The organism is Rubritepida flocculans DSM 14296 (assembly GCF_000425365.1).
Taxonomy (GTDB): Bacteria; Pseudomonadota; Alphaproteobacteria; order Acetobacterales; family Acetobacteraceae; genus Roseococcus; species Roseococcus flocculans.
Map to the genome: position 1 here is coordinate 66,482 of NZ_AUDH01000001.1, position 18,363 is coordinate 84,844.

The following is an 18,363-nucleotide window of genomic DNA, read 5'->3' on the forward strand; positions in this document are numbered from 1 at the left end:
CGGGCCCTCCGCGCGCCCCCCTCGCCTGAAGGTCCGCGCGCGATGGAGCTGAACGAACTCCTCGACTGCGTCTCCACGCTCTCCTGCGTCGTGACGCAGGTCTCGGCCGGGCTGACGATCGGCATGCTGCTTTTCCTCGTCGCCTCGGGGCTCACGCTGATCTTCGGCGTGCTCGGCCTCGTGAACTTCGCGCACGGCTCCTTCTACATGGTGGGGGCCTATCTCGCGCTGGCGGGCTACGGCGCGACGGGCAGCTTCATCGTGGCGGTGGCCTTCGGCGCGCTGGGCGTGGCCGTGCTGGGCCTGCTCTGCGAGAGGCTGCTGCTCAGCCGCATCTACGGCGCCGACGTGCTGATGCAGCTTCTCGTCTGCTACGCCATCGTGCTGATCCTCGACGACGTCGTGAAGATCGTCTGGGGCGCGGATTTCCTCTCGATGGGGGTGCCGGACTCGCTGCGCCAGCCGCCCTTCATCGTCGCGGGCGGCATCATTCCCTATTTCTACGCGATCCTCTTCCTCGTCACCGCGGCGATCGCGCTGCTGCTCGCCTGGGGCATGGGCCGCACCAGGTTCGGCCGCACGGTGCGCGCGGCGGCGGTGAATCCCGCCATGGTCGCGGCGCTGGGCGTGAACACGACGGCGCTCTACGCGGTCGTCTTCGCCATCGGCGCCATGCTCGCGGGCGCGGCGGGCGCGCTGTCGGCGCCCATCCGCTCCGTGGTGCCCGGCGCGGGCGTCTCGATCCTCATCGAGAGCTTCATCGTGACGGTGATCGGCGGCATGGGCTCCATCGGCGGCGCGCTCGCCGCCTCGCTGATCATCGGCCTCACCCGCTCCTTCGGCTCCATCGGCTTCCCGCTCTTCGTCGAGGGGATGATGTTCGTCATCATGGCGCTGGTGCTGCTGCTCAAGCCGAGCGGCCTGGCGGGGAGGCGCGGCGCGTGAGGGGTCTCGCCGACAGCCTCCGCGGGGATCTCCTCTTCGGGGCGCTGGCCTTCGCGCTTCTGGCGGCGGTGGATCTCGGCCTCGGCTCGCCCGGGCTGCTGGACTTCACCATCCGCTTCGCCACCTTCGCGCTGCTCGCGCTGTCGCTGAACCTGCTGATCGGCGTCACCGGCCTCGTCTCCTTCGGCCATGCGGCCTATTTCGCCATGGGGGCCTACGCCTTCGGCCTGCTGATGCAGACGGGCGCCTGGTCCATCCCGGCGGCGCTGGTCGCGGCGCTCGCCGCCTCGGCGCTCTTCGCGCTGGTCGTCGGCGCGCTCTGCGTGCGGCTGACCGAGATCTATTTCGCCTTCCTCACCCTCGCCTTCCAGATGCTGCTGCATTCCGTGATCCTCGCCTGGATCCCGCTCACCGGCGGCGACCAGGGGCTGATGGGGGGCATCCCGAAGCCCGCCTTCCTCGGCATAGACCTCGCGCGGCAGGACCATCTCGCGCTCTTCTCGGCCTTCTGCCTGATCGCCTCGGCGGTGATCCTCCGCCAAGTGGTGCGCTCGCCCTTCGGCGCGGCGCTGCGCATGCTGCGCGACAACCCGGACCGCGCCGCCTTCCTCGGGCTTTCCGTGTTCCGCTACCGGCTCGGCGCCTTCGTCATCGCCGGAACCTTCGCGGGGCTGGCGGGGGTGCTGATGAGCCTCTACGTCTCCGGCGCCTTCCCCTCCTTCGCCTTCTGGACCACCTCCGGCGAGGCGATCTTCATGATCATGCTGGGCGGCATCTCCGTCTTCCTCGGCCCCATCGTCGGCGCCGCCCTGTTCATCCTGCTGAACGACCGCATCACCGCGCTGACCGATCACCACGGGCTCTACATGGGGGCGATCCTGCTCGTCCTCGTGCTCGGGCTGCGCAAGGGGCTGCTCGATTTCCTGGTGGAGGCGTGGCGCGAGCGGAAGGAGCGGCGCTCATGATCGAGCAGAGCTTCGCAGGCCGGGTGGCCGTGGTGACCGGCGGCGCGAGCGGCATCGGCGAGGCCTGCTGCCGCATGCTCGCCGCCCGCGGCGCGCGCGTCGTCGTCACCGACCGCGACGCCGCGCGCGCCGAGGCGCTGGCCCGCGCCATCGGCGCCGCCGCCATGGCGCTCGACGTCGCCACCCAGGCGGCCAACGAGGCCTGCGCCGCCGCCGTGGAGGCGGAGATCGGCCCGGTGGACATCCTGGTGACCAGCGCCGGCGTGCTGCAGCGCCCGCTGCGCGCGGAAGAACTGCCCGAGCAGGTGGTGGAGGAGGTGGTCCGCATCGACCAGATCGGCACCTGGAACTCCGCCGTCGCCTTCGGCCGGCGCATGGCGCTGCGCGGGCGCGGGGCCATCGTCACCATCGGCTCCATCGCCGGAATCCGCTCCATGCCGCTGCACGCCTATTCGCCCGCCAAGGCCGCGGTGATCGAGATGACGCGCTGCCTCGCCGCCGAGTGGGGCCGCTCCGGCGTGCGGGTCAACGCCGTCTCGCCCGGCTTCACCCGCACGCCCGCCCTGCAGCGCGCCATCGAGGCCGGCGAGCGCGACGCCGCCCTGCTCGAGGGCACCAGCGCCCTGGGCGAGATGGTGACGCCCGAGGACATCGCCGAGGCCGTCTGCTTCCTCTGCTCCGACTCGGCGCGCGCCATCACCGGCGTCAACCTGCCGGTCGATGCCGGCTGGCTGGTCGCGGGCTCATGGGCCACCTATGGCGGCCTGCCCGGGCCGCGGGGGAATGCGCCGTGACCGGCGGGCGCCTCGAACTCCAGGGACTTCGCAAGAGCTTCGGCGGCGTCGTCGCCACCGACGACGTGACGCTGACCTTCGAGCCGGGCACCCTCTCGGCGATCATCGGCCCGAACGGCGCGGGCAAGACGACGCTCTTCCACCTCGTCACCGGCAAGCTGCCGCCCAGCGCGGGCCGCGTGCTGCTGGACGGCGAGGACATCACCGGGCTCGACCGCCAGGCCATCGTGCGCAAGGGCATCGGCCGCGCCTTCCAGGTGGCGAACCTGTTCCCGAGCTTCACGGTGGCCGAGAGCCTGGCCGCGGCGATCATGACGCATGAGGGCCGCACCGCGCGCCTGTTCAGCGCCTTCCCTCCCCGCGACATCGCCCGCCGCGCCGAGGAGGTGATGGAGCTCTGCGGCCTCTCGCCGCTCGCGCGGCGGCCGGCGAGGCATCTCTCGCACGGGGACCAGAAGCTGCTCGACGTCGCCATGGCGCTGGCGCTCGATCCGAAGGTGCTGCTGCTCGACGAACCGACCGCCGGCATGGGCCCCGAGGAACGCTGGCGCATGATCGAGCGCGTCTACCGGCTGTGGCAGGCGAAAGGGCTCACCCTCGTCTTCATCGAGCACGACATGGACATCGTCTTCCGCATCGCCGAGAGCGTGCGCGTGCTGCGCTACGGCGCGGTGCTGGCCGAGGGAACGCCCGAGGAGGTGCGGCGCAACCCCGCCGTGATCGAGGCCTATCTCGGCGCGGAGCACGCGCTGGAGGAGGCGCCGTGAGCACGCCCGAGCTGGAGGTGGAGGGGCTCGACGCCGCCTATGGCGCGAGCCAGGTGCTCTTCGGCGTCAGGCTCTCGGTGGAGCGCGGCGAGACGCTGGCGCTGATGGGCCGCAACGGCGCGGGCAAGAGCTCCACCTTCAAGGCCGTCATGGGGCTGCTCAGGCCGCGCGCCGGCCGGGTGATGGTGCGCGGGCGGGAGGTGACGGGCCAGCCGCCCTACCGCATCGCGCGCGCCGGCCTCGGCTTCGTGCCCGAGGACCGGCAGGTCTTCCCCGAGCACACGGTCGAGGAGAATCTCGAGATCGCCGAGCGCGCGGGCGTGGCCGGGCGGGAATGGAACGCCCGCCGCGCCTTCGAGGTGCTGCCGCTGCTCGCGCCGCTCCGCAAGCGCCTCGCGGGGCGGCTTTCGGGGGGCGAGCAGCAGATGCTCACCATCGCGCGCAGCCTGATGGGCAACCCGGCCGTGCTGCTGCTCGACGAGCCCTCCGAGGGCCTCGCGCCGCTGATCGTGCAGCAGATCGGCGCGCTGATCCGCACCCTGCGCGAGATGGGCACCACCATCGTCCTCGCCGAGCAGAACAGCCGGTTCTGCCTCGCCGTCGCCACCCAGGTCGCGGTGATCGACAAGGGCGCGATCGTCTGGCGCGGCAGCGTGGCGCAGTTCCGCGCCGAGCCGGACATCCAGGCGCGCTACCTCCAGGTGTGACGGGCATGGCCGATCTGCTCGCCCTCTACCGCACCATGCTCACCATCCGCGAGGCGGAGATGGCCCTCGCCCGCCTCTTCGCCGACGGCGAGGTGCCGGGCTTCATCCACCTCTCGGTGGGGCAGGAGGCGGTGGCGGCGGGCGTCTGCTCGGCCCTCACCCCGCGCGACAGCGTGGCCTCCACCCATCGCGGGCATGGCCATGCGCTGGCGCACGGGCTCGACCTGCACGGCTTCTTCGCCGAGGTGATGGGCAAGGCGAGCGGCGTCTGCCGCGGGCGCGGCGGCTCCATGCATGTGGCCGATCTCTCCATCGGCATGCTGGGCGCGAACGGCATCGTCGCCGCGGGCGCGCCCATCGCGCTGGGGGCGGCGCTGGCGCACCGCACGCGCGGCACGGGCGGCGTCGCCGTCGCCTTCTTCGGCGACGGCGCGCTGGCCGAGGGCGTGATGCACGAGACGATGAACATCGCCGCGCTGTGGCGACTGCCCCTTCTGCTCGCCTGCGAGAACAACGGCTGGGCGGAGTTCAGCCGCAGCGAGACGCAGGTGGCCGCGCGCCTCTCGGCGCTGGCCGCCGCGCACGGCATCCCGCACCGCGAGCTGGACGGCGCCGATGCGCTCGCCCTCGCCGAGGCCGCGGAGGAGGCCGTCGCCGCGCTGCGCCGCGGCGAGGGGCCGCGCGTCATCGAGGCGCGCACGCGACGCTGGCGCGGCCATTTCGAGGGCGACCCCCAGCGCTACCGCGACCCCGCCGAGGCCGCCGAGGCCGCCGCGCATGACCCCATCGCCCGCGCCCGCGCCGCCTTTCTCGCCGCCGGCGGCGAGGCGGCCCGGCTCGACGCCATCGAGGCCGAATGCCGCGCCGCCATCGCCGCCGCCATCGAGGCCGCCCGCGCCGCCCCCGCACCGCGCTGGGAGGAGGAGCGCAGCGGGGCCTATGCGCCGGCGGAGGGCTGAGCCATGCCGGAACTGCGCACCCTGCAGGCCATCACCCGCGCCCTGGCCGACGCGATGGAGGCCGACCCCTCGGTGATCCTGCTCGGCGAGGACATCGGGCAGGCGGGCGGCCCCTTCGGCGCGACCCGCGGCCTGCAGGAACGCTTCGGCCCCGAGCGCGTGCGCGACACGCCGATCGCCGAGGCGGCGCTGGCCGGCGCGGCGGTGGGCGCGGCGCTGACCGGGCTGCGGCCCGTGGCCGAGATCATGTTCATGGACTTCATCACCCTCGCCATGGACGCGCTGGTGAACCAGGCGGCCAAGGCGCGCTTCATGTTCGGCGGGCAGCGCGGCGTGCCCATGGTGCTGCGCACCCCGCATGGCGGCGGCCTCTCGGCCGGGCCGCAGCACTCGCAATGCCTGGAGGCCTGGCTCTGCCATGTGCCGGGGCTGAAGGTGGTCTGCCCCGCCACGCCGGCCGACGCCTACGGGCTTCTGCGCAGCGCCATCGCCGATCCCGATCCCGTCATCGTGGTGGAACACAAGGGCCTCTACGCCATGAAGGGCGAGCTGGCCGACCCGCCGGAATGGACGCCCATCGGCCGCGCCCGCCTCGCGCGGCCGGGGCGCGACGCCACCATCCTCTGCTACGGCGCCGCCCTTCACTGGTCCCTCGCCGCGGCGGAGGAGCTGGCGCGCGAGGGCGTCGAGGCGGAGGTGCTGGACCTGCGCAGCCTCCAGCCCTGGGACGAGGCGGCGGTGCTGGAGAGCCTCTCGCGCACGCATCGCCTCGTCATCGCGCATGAGGCGGTGGAGGCCTTCGGCGTCGGCGCCGAGATCGCCGCGCGCATGGCCGATATCGGCTTCGACGAGCTGGACGCGCCGATCCTGCGCGTCGGCGCGCCCTTCACCCCGGTGCCCTTCGCCCACCCGCTGGAGGCCGCCTGGCGGCCCGATGCGGCGCGCATCGCCGCGGCGGTGCGCCGCACCCTCGCCTGATGGAGAAGCGCATGTCCGACGACCTCGTCCTCTCCGAGACGCATGGCGCGGTGGCGCTGCTCACCATCAATCGCCCCGCGGCGCTGAACGCGCTCGACGGCGCGACCCTCGCGGCCTTCGAGCGCGCCTTCGAGGCCGCCGAGGCCGATCCCGCCCTGCGCGTCATCGTCATCACCGGCGCGGGGGAGAGGGCCTTCGTCGCGGGCGGCGACATCCGCGACCTCGACAGCCGCCAGGGCCTCGCGCACTACCTCGAACTCGGCGAGGCGCTGCACCGCGTGTTCAACCGCGTGGAGCGCTGCGACAAGCCCACCATCGCCGCGGTGAACGGCTTCGCGCTGGGCGGAGGGACGGAGCTGCTGCTCTGCACCGATCTGCGCATCCTCGCCGAGACGGCGCGGCTCGGCCTGCCCGAGATCAATCTCGGCCTGTTCCCGGGCGCGGGCGGAAGCCAGCGCCTGATCCGGGAGATCGCGCCCTGCCGCGCGCGGGAGCTGATGTTCCTGGGCGAGCAGATCGGCGCGGAGCAGGCGCTCGCGCTCGGCCTCGCCAACCGCGTCGTGCCGCGCGGCGATGTGGTGCGCGAGGCGCTGGCCCTGGCCGAGCGGCTGGCGGGGAAATCGCCGCTGGTGCTGAAGCTGCTCAAGCGCACGCTGCGCGAGGGGGCGCAGATGCCGCTGCCCCAGGCGCTGGCGCACGAGCACGCGATGATCGGCCTCGTGCTCGACAGCGCCGACGCCCATGAGGGCTGCCGCGCCTTCGCCGAGAAGCGCCCGGCCCGCTTCGCGGGCCGCTGAGGCGCGCCATGGCGGGCGAGATCCTCATGCCCAAGCTGGGCCTGACCATGACCGAGGGGCTGCTCGCGGAATGGAAGGTCGCGCCGGGCATGCGGGTGCGCGCGGGCGATGTGCTCTTCGTCGTCGAGACGGAGAAGATCGCCACCGAGATCGAGGCCCCGGGCGAAGGCGAGATTCTCGACCTCCTCGCACCGGCGGGCGCGACCGTGCCGGTGGGCGCGCCGGTGGCGCGATGGACCGGCGAGGCCGCCGCGGCCCCGCGCGAGGCGCCCGCCGCGCCGGAACAGCCCGCCCCGGCCGCGCCCGCGCCGCCGCGCATCCTCGCCACGCCCCTCGCGCGGCGGCTGGCGCGGGAACGCGGGCTCGATCTCGCAGGGCTGCGCGGCAGCGGGCCGCGCGGGCGGATCAAGGCGGCCGATCTGCCGCAGGCCGTCGCACCCGCCGCGCCGGCGCCGCCGGCCGCCGCCCTGCCGCTCGACCGCATCCGCGCCACCGCGGCGCGCCGCCTCTCCCAGGCCAAGCGCGAGATCCCGCATTTCTACGTCGGCGCCGGGGCCGACCTCACGCGGCTGCTGGCGCTGCGCGAGGAGTGGAACGCGCTGCCCGGCGCGCCGCGCCTCACCCTCACCCACGCGCTGCTCGCCGCCTGCGGCCGCGCCCTCGCGCAGGCGCCCGAGCTCAACCGGGTCTGGGCGGAGGAGGCCTGGCTGCCCCTGCCGGGGGCGCATGTGGGCCTCGCGGTGGACACGCCGCAGGGCCTCTTCGCCCCGGTGCTGCGCGACGCCGGGGCGCTGCCGCTCGAGGAGCTGGCCGCGCGCGCCGATGCGCTGGTGGCGCGCGCCCGCGCCGGGGCGCTGACGCATGAGGACATGGCGCCGGCGAGCCTCACCCTCTCCAATGTCGGGATGCACGGGGCGCGCTTCCTCGTGCCCATCGTCAATCCCGGCCAGTCCATGATCCTCGGCGTGGGCGCGGTGGAGGCGGTGTTCCGCCCCGATGCGCAGGGCGCGCCCGTGCTGCGGCGCGAGGCGACGCTGGTGCTCGCCGCGGACCATCGCGTGCTGGACGGCGCGGCCGCCGCGCGCTTCCTCGGCCGGGTGGCGGCGATTCTGGAACAGCCGCTGGCGCTGCTGCGCGCGCCCGCGGCGGGGGGCTGATCCATGGATTTCTCGCTCAGCGACGAGCAGCGCATGGTGGTGGAGACCGCGCGCCGGATCGGCGAACGCTTCGGCCCCGCCTACTGGCGCGATCTGGATGCGCGCAAGGCCTATCCGGCCGAGGCCTGGGCCGCGATCTGCGAGGCCGGGCTCTGCGGCGTCGCGCTGCCCGAGGAATACGGCGGGGCGGGCCTCGGCATGCTGGAGATGGCGCTCGCCATCGAGCAGCTCGCCGCCGGCGGCGCGGGGGCGACCCTCGCGCAGATGTTCATGCTGAACCCGATCTTCGGCGGAGTGAGCCTCGCCCGCTTCGGCACGGCCGCGCAGAAGCGCGATCTTCTGCCCGGGCTGATCCGGGGCGAGGCGACCTTCTGCATGGCGCTGACCGAGCCCGACGCCGGCACCAACAGCCTCGAACTGCGCAGCTTCGCCCGCGCCGAGGGGGATGGCTGGCGGCTCAATGGCCGCAAGGTCTGGATCACCGCCGTGCCGCAGGCGACGCGCATGCTGGTCGTCGCGCGCACCGCCCGCATCGAGGAGGTGCGGCGCAAGACGGAGGGCATCACCCTCTTCCTGATCGAGCCCGACCGGCCCGGCGTGAGCCATGCGCCCATCGAGAAGCTCGGCACGCACACGCTTCCCTCCTCCTCCGTCTTCTTCGACGAGGTGCGGCTCGAGGCCGCCGACGTGGTGGGCGAGGTGGGGCGGGGCTGGCCGGCGCTGCTCGAGGTTCTCAACACCGAGCGCATCGTCACCACCGCGGGGCTGGTCGGCACCGTGCGCCTCGCCCTCCGCCTCGCGGTGGACTACGCCGCCACCCGCAAGGTGTTCGGCGACAGGCCCATCGGCGCCTATCAGGGGCTGCAGTTCCCGCTCGCCCAGGCGCATGCGCTGAACGAGGCGGCCGCGCTGCTCAACCACAAGGCCGCCGCGCTGTGCGACCGCGGGCTGCCCTACGGCTCGGCGGCGAACCAGGCGAAGCTGCTCGCCGCGCAGGCCGCCGCCCAGGCCACCGAGCGCGCCATGCAGACCATGGGCGGCATGGGCTACGCCAAGGAGTTCGACGCGGAGCGGCTGTGGCGCGACGCGCGGCTGTTCCGCTTCGCCCCCGTCTCGGAGGAGATGGTCCTCAACTTCATCGCGCAGCACGATCTCGGCATGCCGCGCGGCTACTGAGCGTCGGGAGGGAGCATGCTGAATCTCTCCGCCTTCGTCGCCTTCCACGCCCGGCAGCGGCCGCGCGAGGAGGCGCTGCTGTTCCGCGACCAGCGCGTGACCTGGGCCGGGCTGCAGGCCCGCACCGAGGCGCTCTCGGGGCTTCTCGCCGCCCGCGGCGTGCGCGAGGGCCAGGTGGTGGCCGCCTTCATGAAGAACTCCGCGGCCTTCGTGGACCTCGCCATCGCCGTCAGCCGGATCGGCGCCGTCTTCCTGCCCATCAACTTCCGCCTGGCGCGCGAGGAGGTGGCCTGGATCCTCGACAATGCGGAGGCCAGGCTGCTCTTCGCCGACGAGGAGCTGCGCGGCGTCGTGGAGGGGCTGCCGGGGCTGCTGCTGCTGGACGAGGCGGCGCAGTCGGACTCCTCGCGCCTCGTGGCCGAGGGCACGCCCATCCCCGCCCCCGCGCCGCGGCAGGAGGGAGACCTGTTCCGGCTCATGTACACCTCCGGCACCACGGACCGGCCGAAGGGCGTCATGCACAGCTACGGCAACTTCTACTGGAAGTGCATGGAGCACGCGGTGGCGCTCGGCCTCGGCCGGCGGGAGAGGCTGCTCGTCGTCGGGCCCCTCTATCACGTCGGCGCCTTCGACCTGCCCGGTCTCGGCGTGCTGTGGATGGGCGGCACGCTCTGCATCCTGCGCGAGTTCGACGCGCGGGAGGCGCTGCGCGCCATCGCGCGGGAAAGGCTGACCGGGGCCTGGCTCGCGCCCGTCATGCTCTCGCGCATGCTGGAGCACGGCAATCCCGAAGGCCTCGACCTCGCCTCGCTCGAATGGTGCATCGGCGGCGGCGAGAAGACGCCGGAGGGCCGCATCCGCGACTTCGCCTCGCTCTTCCCGGCGGGCCGCTACATAGACGCCTATGGGCTGACCGAGAGCTGTTCGGGCGACACGCTGATGGAGGCGGGGCGCGAGATCGAGAAGATCGGCTCCACCGGCCGCCCCACCCCGCATGTGGAGATCGCGATCTGCGACGACGCGGGCCGGCCTCTGCCGCCCGGGCAGGAGGGAGAAATCTGCCTGCGCGGGCCCAAGCTGTTCCGCGGCTACTGGAAGGAACCCGCCAAGACGGCGGCGAGCTTCCACCCGGGCGGCTGGTTCCGCACCGGCGATGTCGGCTACCTCGACGCCGAGGGCTTCCTGTTCCTCACCGACCGGCGCAAGGACATGATCATCTCCGGCGGCGAGAACATCGCGAGCTCGGAGGTGGAGCGCGTGCTCTACACCCTGCCGCAGGTGGCGGAATGCGCGGTGGTGGGCGTGCCCGATGCGCGCTGGGGCGAACGGCCCGTCGCGGTGGTGGTGCCGCGCGCGGGCGCGACGCTCGACCTCGAGACGCTGCAGGCGCATTGCCGCGGGCGGCTCGCAGGCTTCAAGATCCCGAAGGGGCTGGTGCTGCGCGAGGCGCTGCCGCGCAACCCTTCGGGCAAGGTGCTCAAGCGCGTGCTGCGCGAGGAGCTGGCGGCAGGAGACAAGCCATGACGGAGGCGCTTCCCCTCGCGCGCGGGCTCGCGCGCTTCCTCTCCGGGCTCGGGTCCGGGAACATCCCGCCCGAGGTGGAGGAAAAGGCGCGCTGCTGCCTGCTGAACGGCTACGGCATCGCGCTGGGCGGCCACGCCACGCCCTACGCGCCCGTGGCGCGGGCGGCCGCGCTGGCCATGGAGGGCGAGCGCGAGGGGGGCGCGACGCTCTGGGGCGATGGGCGGCGCGTCGGCGTGGCGGGCGCCGCGCTCGCCAATGGCGCGCTGGCGCATGGCCGCGCGCAGGAGGACAGTTGCGGCGCGGCGCATCTGGGCGCGGTGATGATCCCGCTGCTCACCGGGCTCTTCGAGACGCGGCGACTGCCGATGGAGCGGCTGCTGCCCGCCCTGGTCGCCGGCTACGAGGCGGGCGGGCTGTTCGAGCGCGCCTATGCCGGCCGCACCACGCCCGGCGGCTTCCGCGCCAGCCCGCTCTTCGGGACCATCGCGGCGGCGGCCGCCGCGGCGCGCGCCCTCGCCCTCGACGAGGAGCGCACCGCCGCCGCCCTCTCCACCGCCGCGCATCTGGCGGGCGGCATCCTGCAATCCTTCGTGGATGGCACGGACGAGTGGCGCTACCAGGTGGGCGTGGCCGCGGCGAACGGGCTCGCGGCGGCGGAGCTGGCGCGGCAGGGCGCCGTCGCCGCGCCGCACGCCTTCGAGGGGCCGGCGGGCTTCGTGCCGGCCTTCGCCCGCTGCCCGGCGGATGTCCCGGCGCTGCTCGGCCGGCTCGGCGCGGAGTGGGCGACGCTGCGCGTGGCCTTCAAGCCCTTCCCCGTCTGCGCCTTCAACCAGACGCCGGTGACGGCCGCGCTGGCGCTGCGCGAGCGCATAGCGGGCCGGCGCATCGCCGCCGTCTCGGTGCGGATGAACCCCTACGAGGTCGGCTACGCCGGGATGGACAGCAAGGGCCCCTTCTCGACCATCTCGGGCACGCTGATGTCCATCCCCTTCTGCATCGCGGCCGCGCTGCTGCACGGCACGCCCACCATGGCGCTGATGCAGCGCTACGACGACGCCGGCATCGCCGCGCTGATGGAGCGCATCGCGGTGATCGCCGACGAGAGCGTGCCCACCCTCTGCGCCAGCATCGCGGTTCGGCTCGAGCAGGGCGAGGAGCTGACGCAGCGGCAGATGATGACGCCCGCCGACTACGCCTATGACCGCGCCGGCGTCTCCGCGCTGGTGCGGCGCATCGGCGCGGAGGAGGGTGTGCCCGCCGCCGCCTATGACTGTCTGGAGGGCTTCGTCGCCGCGCTTCCGGACGCGGCGATCGAGGATGTGCTGGCCGCCTTCGCGCTGCTGCCGCGGCCCGCGGCGAAGGCCGCGGCCTGATGGCCGGGCCGCGCGCGCCGGCCAACAGCGTAGAAGAGCGCGCCTTCCGCGACCTCTGCGCCGCCTTCGCGCGGCGGGAGATCGCGCCGCGCTGGCAGCAGGCCGACCGCGAGCGCCTCTTCCCCCGCGAGTTCTACCAGGCCGCGGCGCGCGCGGGCCTCGTCGGCGTCGCACTGCCCGCGGCCGTGGGCGGGGCCGATCTCGGCGCGACGGAGGAGGCGATCCTTCTCGAGGAAGCCTCCAAGGCCAACCCCAACCTCGCCGTGGCGCTGCTGGTGCAGGAGGTGGCGGGCGGGCTGCTTGCGGAGTTCGGCCAGGGCGAGCAGCTCGACCTCGCGCGGGCGAACATCGCGGGCGATTGCCTGCTGGCCATCGCGGTGACGGAACCCGAGGCGGGCAACGACGTGCAGAACCTGCGCACCCATGCGCGCCGCGACGGGGCGGACTGGGTGCTCTCCGGCATGAAATCCTTCATCACGCTGGGGGCGGAGGCGGATGTGCTCGTGCTGCTGGCGCAGACCGAGCCGGGGGCGGGGCGGCGCGGCATGCGCTTCTTCGCGGTGGATCGGCGCAGCGCGGGGCTCAGGGCGACGCGTATCGAGACGCAGGTGAACCGTCCCGCCCCCACCTACCGCATCGTGCTCGACGAGGTGCGCGTGCCCGGGCGGCGGATGATGGAGGCCGGCTTCGGCGAGATCATGGCCGGCTTCAACCGCGAGCGCATCATGGTCGCCGCGCGCTGGCTCGGCCACATGCAGACGGCGCTGGGCTGGGCGGTGGAGTATGCCCGCACGCGCACCGCCTTCGGCCGGCCGATCGGCGCGAACCAGTCCATCGCCTTCCAGCTCGCGCAGGCGCACGCCGATGTCGAGGCGGTGCGCCACCTGACCTATCACGCCGCGCGGCGCTGGGATTCCGGGCTGCCTCTGGGCGAGGTGATCCTCGACGTCTCCACCGCCAAGCTGCTCGCCACCCAGGCGGTGGTGCGGGTGACGCAGACGGCGCTGCATGTCGGCGGCGGCTGGGGGCTGACGGAGGAGCTGCCGGCCATGCGCTACGCGCTCGATGCGCTGGTCGCGCCCGTGACGGTGGGAAGCTGGGAGATCCAGCTCCGCGCCATCGCGCGACAGATGGGGCTGCCCTGCGACTGACCAGGGCGGCATGTCATGCCGCCCGTCTCGCGCCTCGGAAACGGCGGCGGCCGGCACGATCCGGCTTTGACTCCGGCCGGGCGCGCCGGTAGCCTGCCTTTGCGTCCGAGAACGATATTCTGGATGGAGAATGTGAGCGGCTACTCCGCCATCCGCTGGAGCGTCGAGCGCGGCGTGGGCCTGCTCACCCTCTCTCGCCCGGAGAAGCGCAACGCGCTCGATCTCGCGATGCGCGAGGAAATCTCCGACGTGGTGCTGCGCGTCCGTCGCGACGCCGGGGTGAAGGCGCTGGTCATCGCCGGTGCGGGCGGCGCCTTCTGCGCCGGGGGCGATCTCTCGGCGCTCGCCGCCGCGCGCATGGACGCGGCGGCGGCGCGCCAGCGCATCCGCGACCTCCATCTCTGGTTCCCCGAACTCGTGAACCTCGAGAAGCCCGTCATCGCGGCGGTGGACGGCCCGGCCTTCGGCGCCGGCTTCATGCTGGCCCTCTGCGCCGATTTCGTGCTCGCCAGCCCGCGCGCGCGCTTCTGCGCGGTCTTCGTGCGCATCGGCCTCGTGCCCGATCTCGGCGGCTTCTGGCTGCTGCCGCGCGTGGTGGGGCTGCAGCGCGCGAAGGAGCTCGCCCTCACCGGCCGCACGGTGGAGGCGGAGGAGGCCCGGCGCCTCGGCATCGTGCTGGAGCTGCACCCCGAGGAGGCGCTGCTCGCCCGCGCCATGGAGTTCGCAGGGCGCTTCCGCCACGCCTCCACCGCCGCGCTCGGCATGGCGAAATCGGCGATGAACCAGTCCTACAACCTCGACCAGCGCACGCTGGCGGAGCTGGAGGCCTATGCCCAGGCGCTCGCCATCACCAGCGCCGCGCATGGCGAGGCGGTGCGGCGCTTCCTGGACAAGCAGCCGCTGCCCTTCGACTGGGACCGCATGGCCGGCGGGGCGGAGGAGGCATGATGCGCGCCGCCATCACCGGCATCGGAGAGACCGCGGTGGGCGAGCTTCCCGGCTCCTCCTGCATGGGGCTGCACAGCGAGGCCGCGCTGCGCGCGCTGCGGGATGCGGGGCTCTCGCCGGGCGAGCTGGACGGCGTGCTCTGCGCCTATTCCTTCACCGAGCCGCATCTGATGCTCGCCTCGGTCTTCTGCGAATCCTTCGGCATCCAGCCCGCATGGTCCGCCGCCCTCCAGTGCGGCGGCGCGACGGGCTGCGCGGCGGTGATGCAGGCGGCGGCGCTGGTCGAGGCCGGGCTGTGCCGGCATGTGCTGGTGGTGATGGGCGACAACCGCCTCTCCGGCCTCTCGCGGGACAGGGCGGTGGCGGCGCTGGCCGAGGTCGGCCACCCGCAGTTCGAACGCCCGCTGGGCGTCACCGTTCCCGCGCTCTACGCGCTCGTCGCGCAGGCCTACATGCACGAATACGGCGTGAGGGAGGAGCATCTGGCCGCCATGGCCGTGGCCTGCCGGACCCACGCCGCGCGCCACCCCGGCGCGCAGATGCGCGCGCCGATCACGGTGGAGGAGGTGCTGCGCTCGCGCGTGATCGCCGCGCCGCTCAAGCTGCTCGACTGCTGCCTGATCTCCGATGGCGGCGCGGCCGTCATCGTCAGCGCGGCCGATGCGGCGCGCGACACGCGCCGGCCCGTGCGGCTGCTCGGCGCGGGCCAGAAGACGACGCACGAGCACCTGATCGCTGCGCCCTCGCTCACCGCCTTCGGCTGCCAGGCGGCCGCCGAGCAGGCCTTCGGCCAGGCGGGCGTGCGCCCGGCCGACATCGATGTGGCCGAGATCTACGACAGCTTCACCATCACCCTGCTGCTGGAGCTGGAGGCGATCGGCTTCTTCGAGAAGGGCGAGGCCGGCCCCGCCGCCCTGGCCGGCGCGCTGGATCTGGGCGGGCGGCTGCCCTGCAACACCCATGGGGGCCTTCTCTCCTACGCCCATCCGGGCGCGGCGGGCGGGCTGTTCCATGTGGTGGAGGCGGTGCGCCAGCTTCGCGGCGAGGCCGAGGCGCGCCAGGTGAAGGACGCGGCCCTCGCCTATGTGCATGGCGATGGCGGCATCCTCTCCGCCCATGCCGCGCTGGTGCTGGGGAGGGCGTGAGCATGGCGCAGACGCCGCTGCCCCGCCCCAACGCCGAGACGCGGCCCTTCTGGGAGGGCGCGGCGCGCGGCGTGCTGCGCATCCAGCGCTGCACCGCCTGCGGGGCGGCGCAATTCCCGCCGCGCGCCCTCTGCGGCCGGTGCCACGCCCCCGCGCCGCCGCGCTGGGAGGAGGCCAGCGGCCGCGGCGTCATCGCCAGCCACACCACCGTGCATCGGCCGCCCTCCGCCGCGTTCCGGGAGGAGGTTCCCTACACGCTCGCCCTCGTCACGCTGCAGGAGGGGCCGCGCCTGCTGGTGCGGCTGCGCGGGGATCTGGCCCGCGCGCCGCGCATCGGCGCGCCGGTGGTCATCCGCTTCGACCCGCCAGCGGGGCCGGACGCCATCGCGCTGCCCCATGCGGAGGCCGCCCCATGACGCTGACCTTCGACGCCTTCCAGCCCGGCCAGGAGTTCGGCGCCCACGCCCTCACCCTCGATCGGCCCCTCTTCGCGGCCTGGAGCGCGCTTTTCCCGCATGACCCGGCGACCGACGCCATGCCCCAGGGCATGACCGCGCCCGTCTTCATGCGCGCCTACGCCGCCCTTCTGCAGCCGCGGCCGCCGGGCAATGTGCACGGGGCGCAGCGCTTCGAGATCATCCGCCTGCCCCGGCTGGGCGAGACGCTGACCACGCGCATCGCCTGCGCGGGCAAGGAGCGGAAGGGCGAGCGCCGCTGGGTGACGCTCGAGGGCGTCACCACCGGCGCGGGGGGCGCGCCCGCCTTCCTGAGCCGCATGACCGTGCTCTGGGCCGCCTGAGCGATGGAACGCCTGCCCAGCCTCTCCATGACCATGGACCGCGCGGCCATCCTCGCCTGGGCCGGGCTCACCGACGACCACAACCCGCTGCATGTGGACGAGGCCTTCGCCGCCGGAACGCCCTTCGGCCGGCCCATCGCGCACGGCATGCTCTCGCTGAGCCTGGTCTGGCAGGCGCTGCGCCAGGGTCTGGGCGTCGCCGCGCCCGTGACGCTGGAGGTGCGCTTCCTGCGCCCCGTGCCGCAGGGCGCGCGCGTGACCGCCGGCGGCGAGCGGCGCGCCGAGGGCGGCTACCATGTCTGGGTCCGCGACGAGGCGGGGCAGGAGGTGATCCGCGGCGTCGCCTGGCCCGGGGAGCCGGGGGGATGACGGGCCATCTCCTCCTCGCCGAGGAGGGGGGCCTCGTGCGGCTCACCCTCGACCGGCCGGCCAAGGTCAATGCGATGACCGCGGCGATGATGGAGGAGATGGCGGAGCGCCTCGGCGCGCTGGGCCAGCGCGCGGGGCTCGATCTCATCGCGATCGCCGGGTGCGGGCCCAGGGGCTTCTGCGGCGGCGCCGATGTGCGCGAGTTCGCCGCGGACGAGGCGGCGCTGCGCCGGCAGCTTCTCGCCTTCTCCGCCCTGATGCTCGCGCTGGAGCGTTCCGCCGTGCCGGTCGCGGTGCTGGCGCATGGGCGGACGCTCGGGGCCGGAGCGGCGATGGCGGCGCTGGCCGACCTCGTGCTCGCCAGCGAGGACATCTCCTTCGGCTGGCCGGAAATCCATCTCGGCCTCTTCCCCGCCGTGGTGGCTGCGGTGCTGCGCCGGCGCCTGCCCGAGGCGCTGGTCCATTCGCTGACCCTGGGCGGACGGCTGCTCTCGGCGGCCGAGGCGCAGGCCATGGGGCTCGTCACCGAGATCCTGCCCGCCCGGGGCTTCGCCGCGCGCGCGGAGGAGCGCCTCGCCTTCCATCTCGCCCGCGCCCCCGCCCTCGCCGCGGCGCGGGCCGGCCGGCCCGAAGCCGCCGCGCTGCTGGAGCGCGACCTGGCGGCGGCCCGCGCCCTGCTGCTGCGCCAGTACGCCGCGCCGGGCGTCCAGCTCCTGCTGCGCCGCTTCCTCGCGCCGCGCCCATCGCCCCAGGACGAAGGAACACAGGGAGGTCACGCATGAACGCCATCACCCGCCGCATCGCCCTCGCCGCGCCGCTGGCGCTGCCCGCCCTCGCCGCACGCCCCGCGCGGGCGCAGGAATGGCGGCCGAGCCAGCCCATGCGCATGGTCGTGGCCGCCGCGCCGGGCGGCACGACCGACATCATGGGCCGGCTGCTGGCCGCCCATCTGCAGGCGCGCTGGGGCGCCCCGGTCGTCGTCGAGAACAAGGGCGGGGGCGGCGGCACCATCGCCACACTGGACGTGGTGCGCGCCGCGCCCGATGGCCACACGCTGCTGACGGGCAATATCGGCCCGCAGGCCATCGCCTATTCGCTGTTCCGCAACCTGCCCTACCGGCCGGAGCAGTTGCAGCCCGTCTCCAACATGATCCGCGGGCCGAACGTGCTGGTCGTCCACCCCTCCATTCCGGCACGCAGCGTGCCCGAATTCGTGGCGCATCTGCGCGCCCATCCGGGGCGGCTGACCTACGGCACGGCCGGGGTGGGCCAGTCGCCGCACCTCTCCGCCGCCTGGTTCCACCAGCTCACCGGGACATCGGCCCAGCCCGCGCATTACCGCGGCTCGGCGCGGGCGATGCTCGACCTGCTGGCGGGCAACATCCAGTTCATGTTCGACAACCTGACCACCGCCATCCAGCACATCCGCACCGAGCGCGTGCGCGCGCTCGCCGTCACCAGCGCGGACCGCAGCGCCCAGCTCCCCGATCTTCCCGCCCTGCGCGAGACGATGCCCGAGCTGCGCGACTACGACGTGAGCACCTGGTTCGGCATCTTCGCCCCCGCCGGCATCCCCCGCCCCGCGCTGACCGCCATCAACCTCGAGATGCGCGAGCTGCTGACGCGCGAGGACACGCGGCGCCGCTTCGCGGAGATGGGCGGCGTCGCCGCCTATGGCACGCCGGAGGAGTTCGCGGCCTTCGTGCGCCACGAGATCGAGAAATGGGGCGCGGTGGTGCGCCGCGAGGGCCTGCAGATGGACGTCTCTTAACCGGGCCCCTGCGCGACTCGCCGCTTGGCGGGGACGGA

At 74.0% G+C, this 18,363-nt stretch carries 20 protein-coding genes; all 20 read left to right on the forward strand.

Features of this window, described 5'->3' with window-relative positions; all coding sequences use genetic code 11:
* Positions 1-42: 42 nt before the first annotated feature.
* The 20 genes from H596_RS0100330 to H596_RS0100425 all read left to right on the forward strand — a co-directional run bounded on the left by H596_RS0100330 (position 43) and on the right by H596_RS0100425 (position 18,325).
* Positions 43-945, forward strand: coding sequence for a branched-chain amino acid ABC transporter permease (locus H596_RS0100330; protein ID WP_027283192.1), 903 nt, complete (start codon positions 43-45; stop codon positions 943-945).
* A complete protein-coding gene (locus tag H596_RS0100335; RefSeq protein WP_027283193.1) occupies positions 942-1,910 on the forward strand; it encodes a branched-chain amino acid ABC transporter permease in 969 nt (322 codons plus the stop codon). Before H596_RS0100330 ends, H596_RS0100335 begins: the two co-directional genes overlap by 4 nt.
* Positions 1,907-2,704: an SDR family NAD(P)-dependent oxidoreductase gene (locus H596_RS0100340; RefSeq protein ID WP_027283194.1), complete on the forward strand. Its 798-nt coding sequence runs from the start codon at positions 1,907-1,909 to the stop codon at positions 2,702-2,704. Before H596_RS0100335 ends, H596_RS0100340 begins: the two co-directional genes overlap by 4 nt.
* Positions 2,701-3,471 (forward strand): ABC transporter ATP-binding protein, encoded by a 771-nt coding sequence (locus H596_RS0100345; RefSeq protein ID WP_027283195.1) that lies wholly within the window; start codon positions 2,701-2,703, stop codon positions 3,469-3,471. The genes H596_RS0100340 and H596_RS0100345 overlap by 4 nt, the downstream gene beginning before the upstream one ends.
* The gene (locus tag H596_RS0100350; RefSeq protein ID WP_027283196.1) at positions 3,468-4,178 is read left to right on the forward strand and encodes an ABC transporter ATP-binding protein; all 711 of its coding nucleotides are present in this window, start codon (positions 3,468-3,470) and stop codon (positions 4,176-4,178) included. The genes H596_RS0100345 and H596_RS0100350 overlap by 4 nt, the downstream gene beginning before the upstream one ends.
* Before the next feature lie 5 nt (positions 4,179-4,183).
* A complete protein-coding gene (locus H596_RS0100355) occupies positions 4,184-5,137 on the forward strand; it encodes a thiamine pyrophosphate-dependent dehydrogenase E1 component subunit alpha (RefSeq protein WP_027283197.1) in 954 nt (317 codons plus the stop codon).
* 3 nt (positions 5,138-5,140) lie between these two features.
* Entirely contained in the window at positions 5,141-6,115 is a 975-nt protein-coding gene (locus H596_RS0100360) for an alpha-ketoacid dehydrogenase subunit beta (RefSeq protein ID WP_027283198.1), read from the forward strand.
* Positions 6,115-6,912 (forward strand): enoyl-CoA hydratase/isomerase family protein, encoded by a 798-nt coding sequence (locus tag H596_RS0100365; protein ID WP_245583917.1) that lies wholly within the window; start codon positions 6,115-6,117, stop codon positions 6,910-6,912. The genes H596_RS0100360 and H596_RS0100365 overlap by 1 nt, the downstream gene beginning before the upstream one ends.
* A gap of 8 nt (positions 6,913-6,920) precedes the next feature.
* On the forward strand, positions 6,921-8,069 hold the full coding sequence (locus H596_RS0100370) for a dihydrolipoamide acetyltransferase family protein (RefSeq protein WP_027283200.1): 1,149 nt from the start codon (positions 6,921-6,923) through the stop codon (positions 8,067-8,069).
* 3 nt (positions 8,070-8,072) lie between these two features.
* Positions 8,073-9,245: an acyl-CoA dehydrogenase family protein gene (locus H596_RS0100375; protein WP_027283201.1), complete on the forward strand. Its 1,173-nt coding sequence runs from the start codon at positions 8,073-8,075 to the stop codon at positions 9,243-9,245.
* 15 nt (positions 9,246-9,260) lie between these two features.
* Positions 9,261-10,769 (forward strand): AMP-binding protein, encoded by a 1,509-nt coding sequence (locus tag H596_RS0100380; protein WP_027283202.1) that lies wholly within the window; start codon positions 9,261-9,263, stop codon positions 10,767-10,769.
* Positions 10,766-12,142: an MmgE/PrpD family protein gene (locus H596_RS19395; RefSeq protein WP_084602460.1), complete on the forward strand. Its 1,377-nt coding sequence runs from the start codon at positions 10,766-10,768 to the stop codon at positions 12,140-12,142. Before H596_RS0100380 ends, H596_RS19395 begins: the two co-directional genes overlap by 4 nt.
* Positions 12,142-13,293, forward strand: coding sequence for an acyl-CoA dehydrogenase family protein (locus tag H596_RS0100390; protein ID WP_027283203.1), 1,152 nt, complete (start codon positions 12,142-12,144; stop codon positions 13,291-13,293). Before H596_RS19395 ends, H596_RS0100390 begins: the two co-directional genes overlap by 1 nt.
* 123 nt (positions 13,294-13,416) lie before the next feature.
* Positions 13,417-14,241, forward strand: a complete 825-nt coding sequence (locus H596_RS0100395; protein WP_037299445.1) for an enoyl-CoA hydratase/isomerase family protein — start codon at positions 13,417-13,419, stop codon at positions 14,239-14,241.
* Positions 14,238-15,386, forward strand: a complete 1,149-nt coding sequence (locus tag H596_RS0100400) for a thiolase family protein (protein WP_027283205.1) — start codon at positions 14,238-14,240, stop codon at positions 15,384-15,386. Before H596_RS0100395 ends, H596_RS0100400 begins: the two co-directional genes overlap by 4 nt.
* Positions 15,387-15,388: 2 nt before the next feature.
* Positions 15,389-15,802, forward strand: a complete 414-nt coding sequence (locus tag H596_RS0100405; protein WP_027283206.1) for a Zn-ribbon domain-containing OB-fold protein — start codon at positions 15,389-15,391, stop codon at positions 15,800-15,802.
* Positions 15,799-16,185 (forward strand): hypothetical protein, encoded by a 387-nt coding sequence (locus H596_RS19400; protein ID WP_051212198.1) that lies wholly within the window; start codon positions 15,799-15,801, stop codon positions 16,183-16,185. Before H596_RS0100405 ends, H596_RS19400 begins: the two co-directional genes overlap by 4 nt.
* Before the next feature lie 3 nt (positions 16,186-16,188).
* Positions 16,189-16,554: a MaoC family dehydratase gene (locus H596_RS0100415; protein WP_027283207.1), complete on the forward strand. Its 366-nt coding sequence runs from the start codon at positions 16,189-16,191 to the stop codon at positions 16,552-16,554.
* A complete protein-coding gene (locus H596_RS0100420) occupies positions 16,551-17,336 on the forward strand; it encodes an enoyl-CoA hydratase/isomerase family protein (RefSeq protein WP_027283208.1) in 786 nt (261 codons plus the stop codon). The genes H596_RS0100415 and H596_RS0100420 overlap by 4 nt, the downstream gene beginning before the upstream one ends.
* Positions 17,333-18,325, forward strand: coding sequence for a Bug family tripartite tricarboxylate transporter substrate binding protein (locus H596_RS0100425; protein ID WP_027283209.1), 993 nt, complete (start codon positions 17,333-17,335; stop codon positions 18,323-18,325). The genes H596_RS0100420 and H596_RS0100425 overlap by 4 nt, the downstream gene beginning before the upstream one ends.
* Positions 18,326-18,363: the final 38 nt, after the last annotated feature.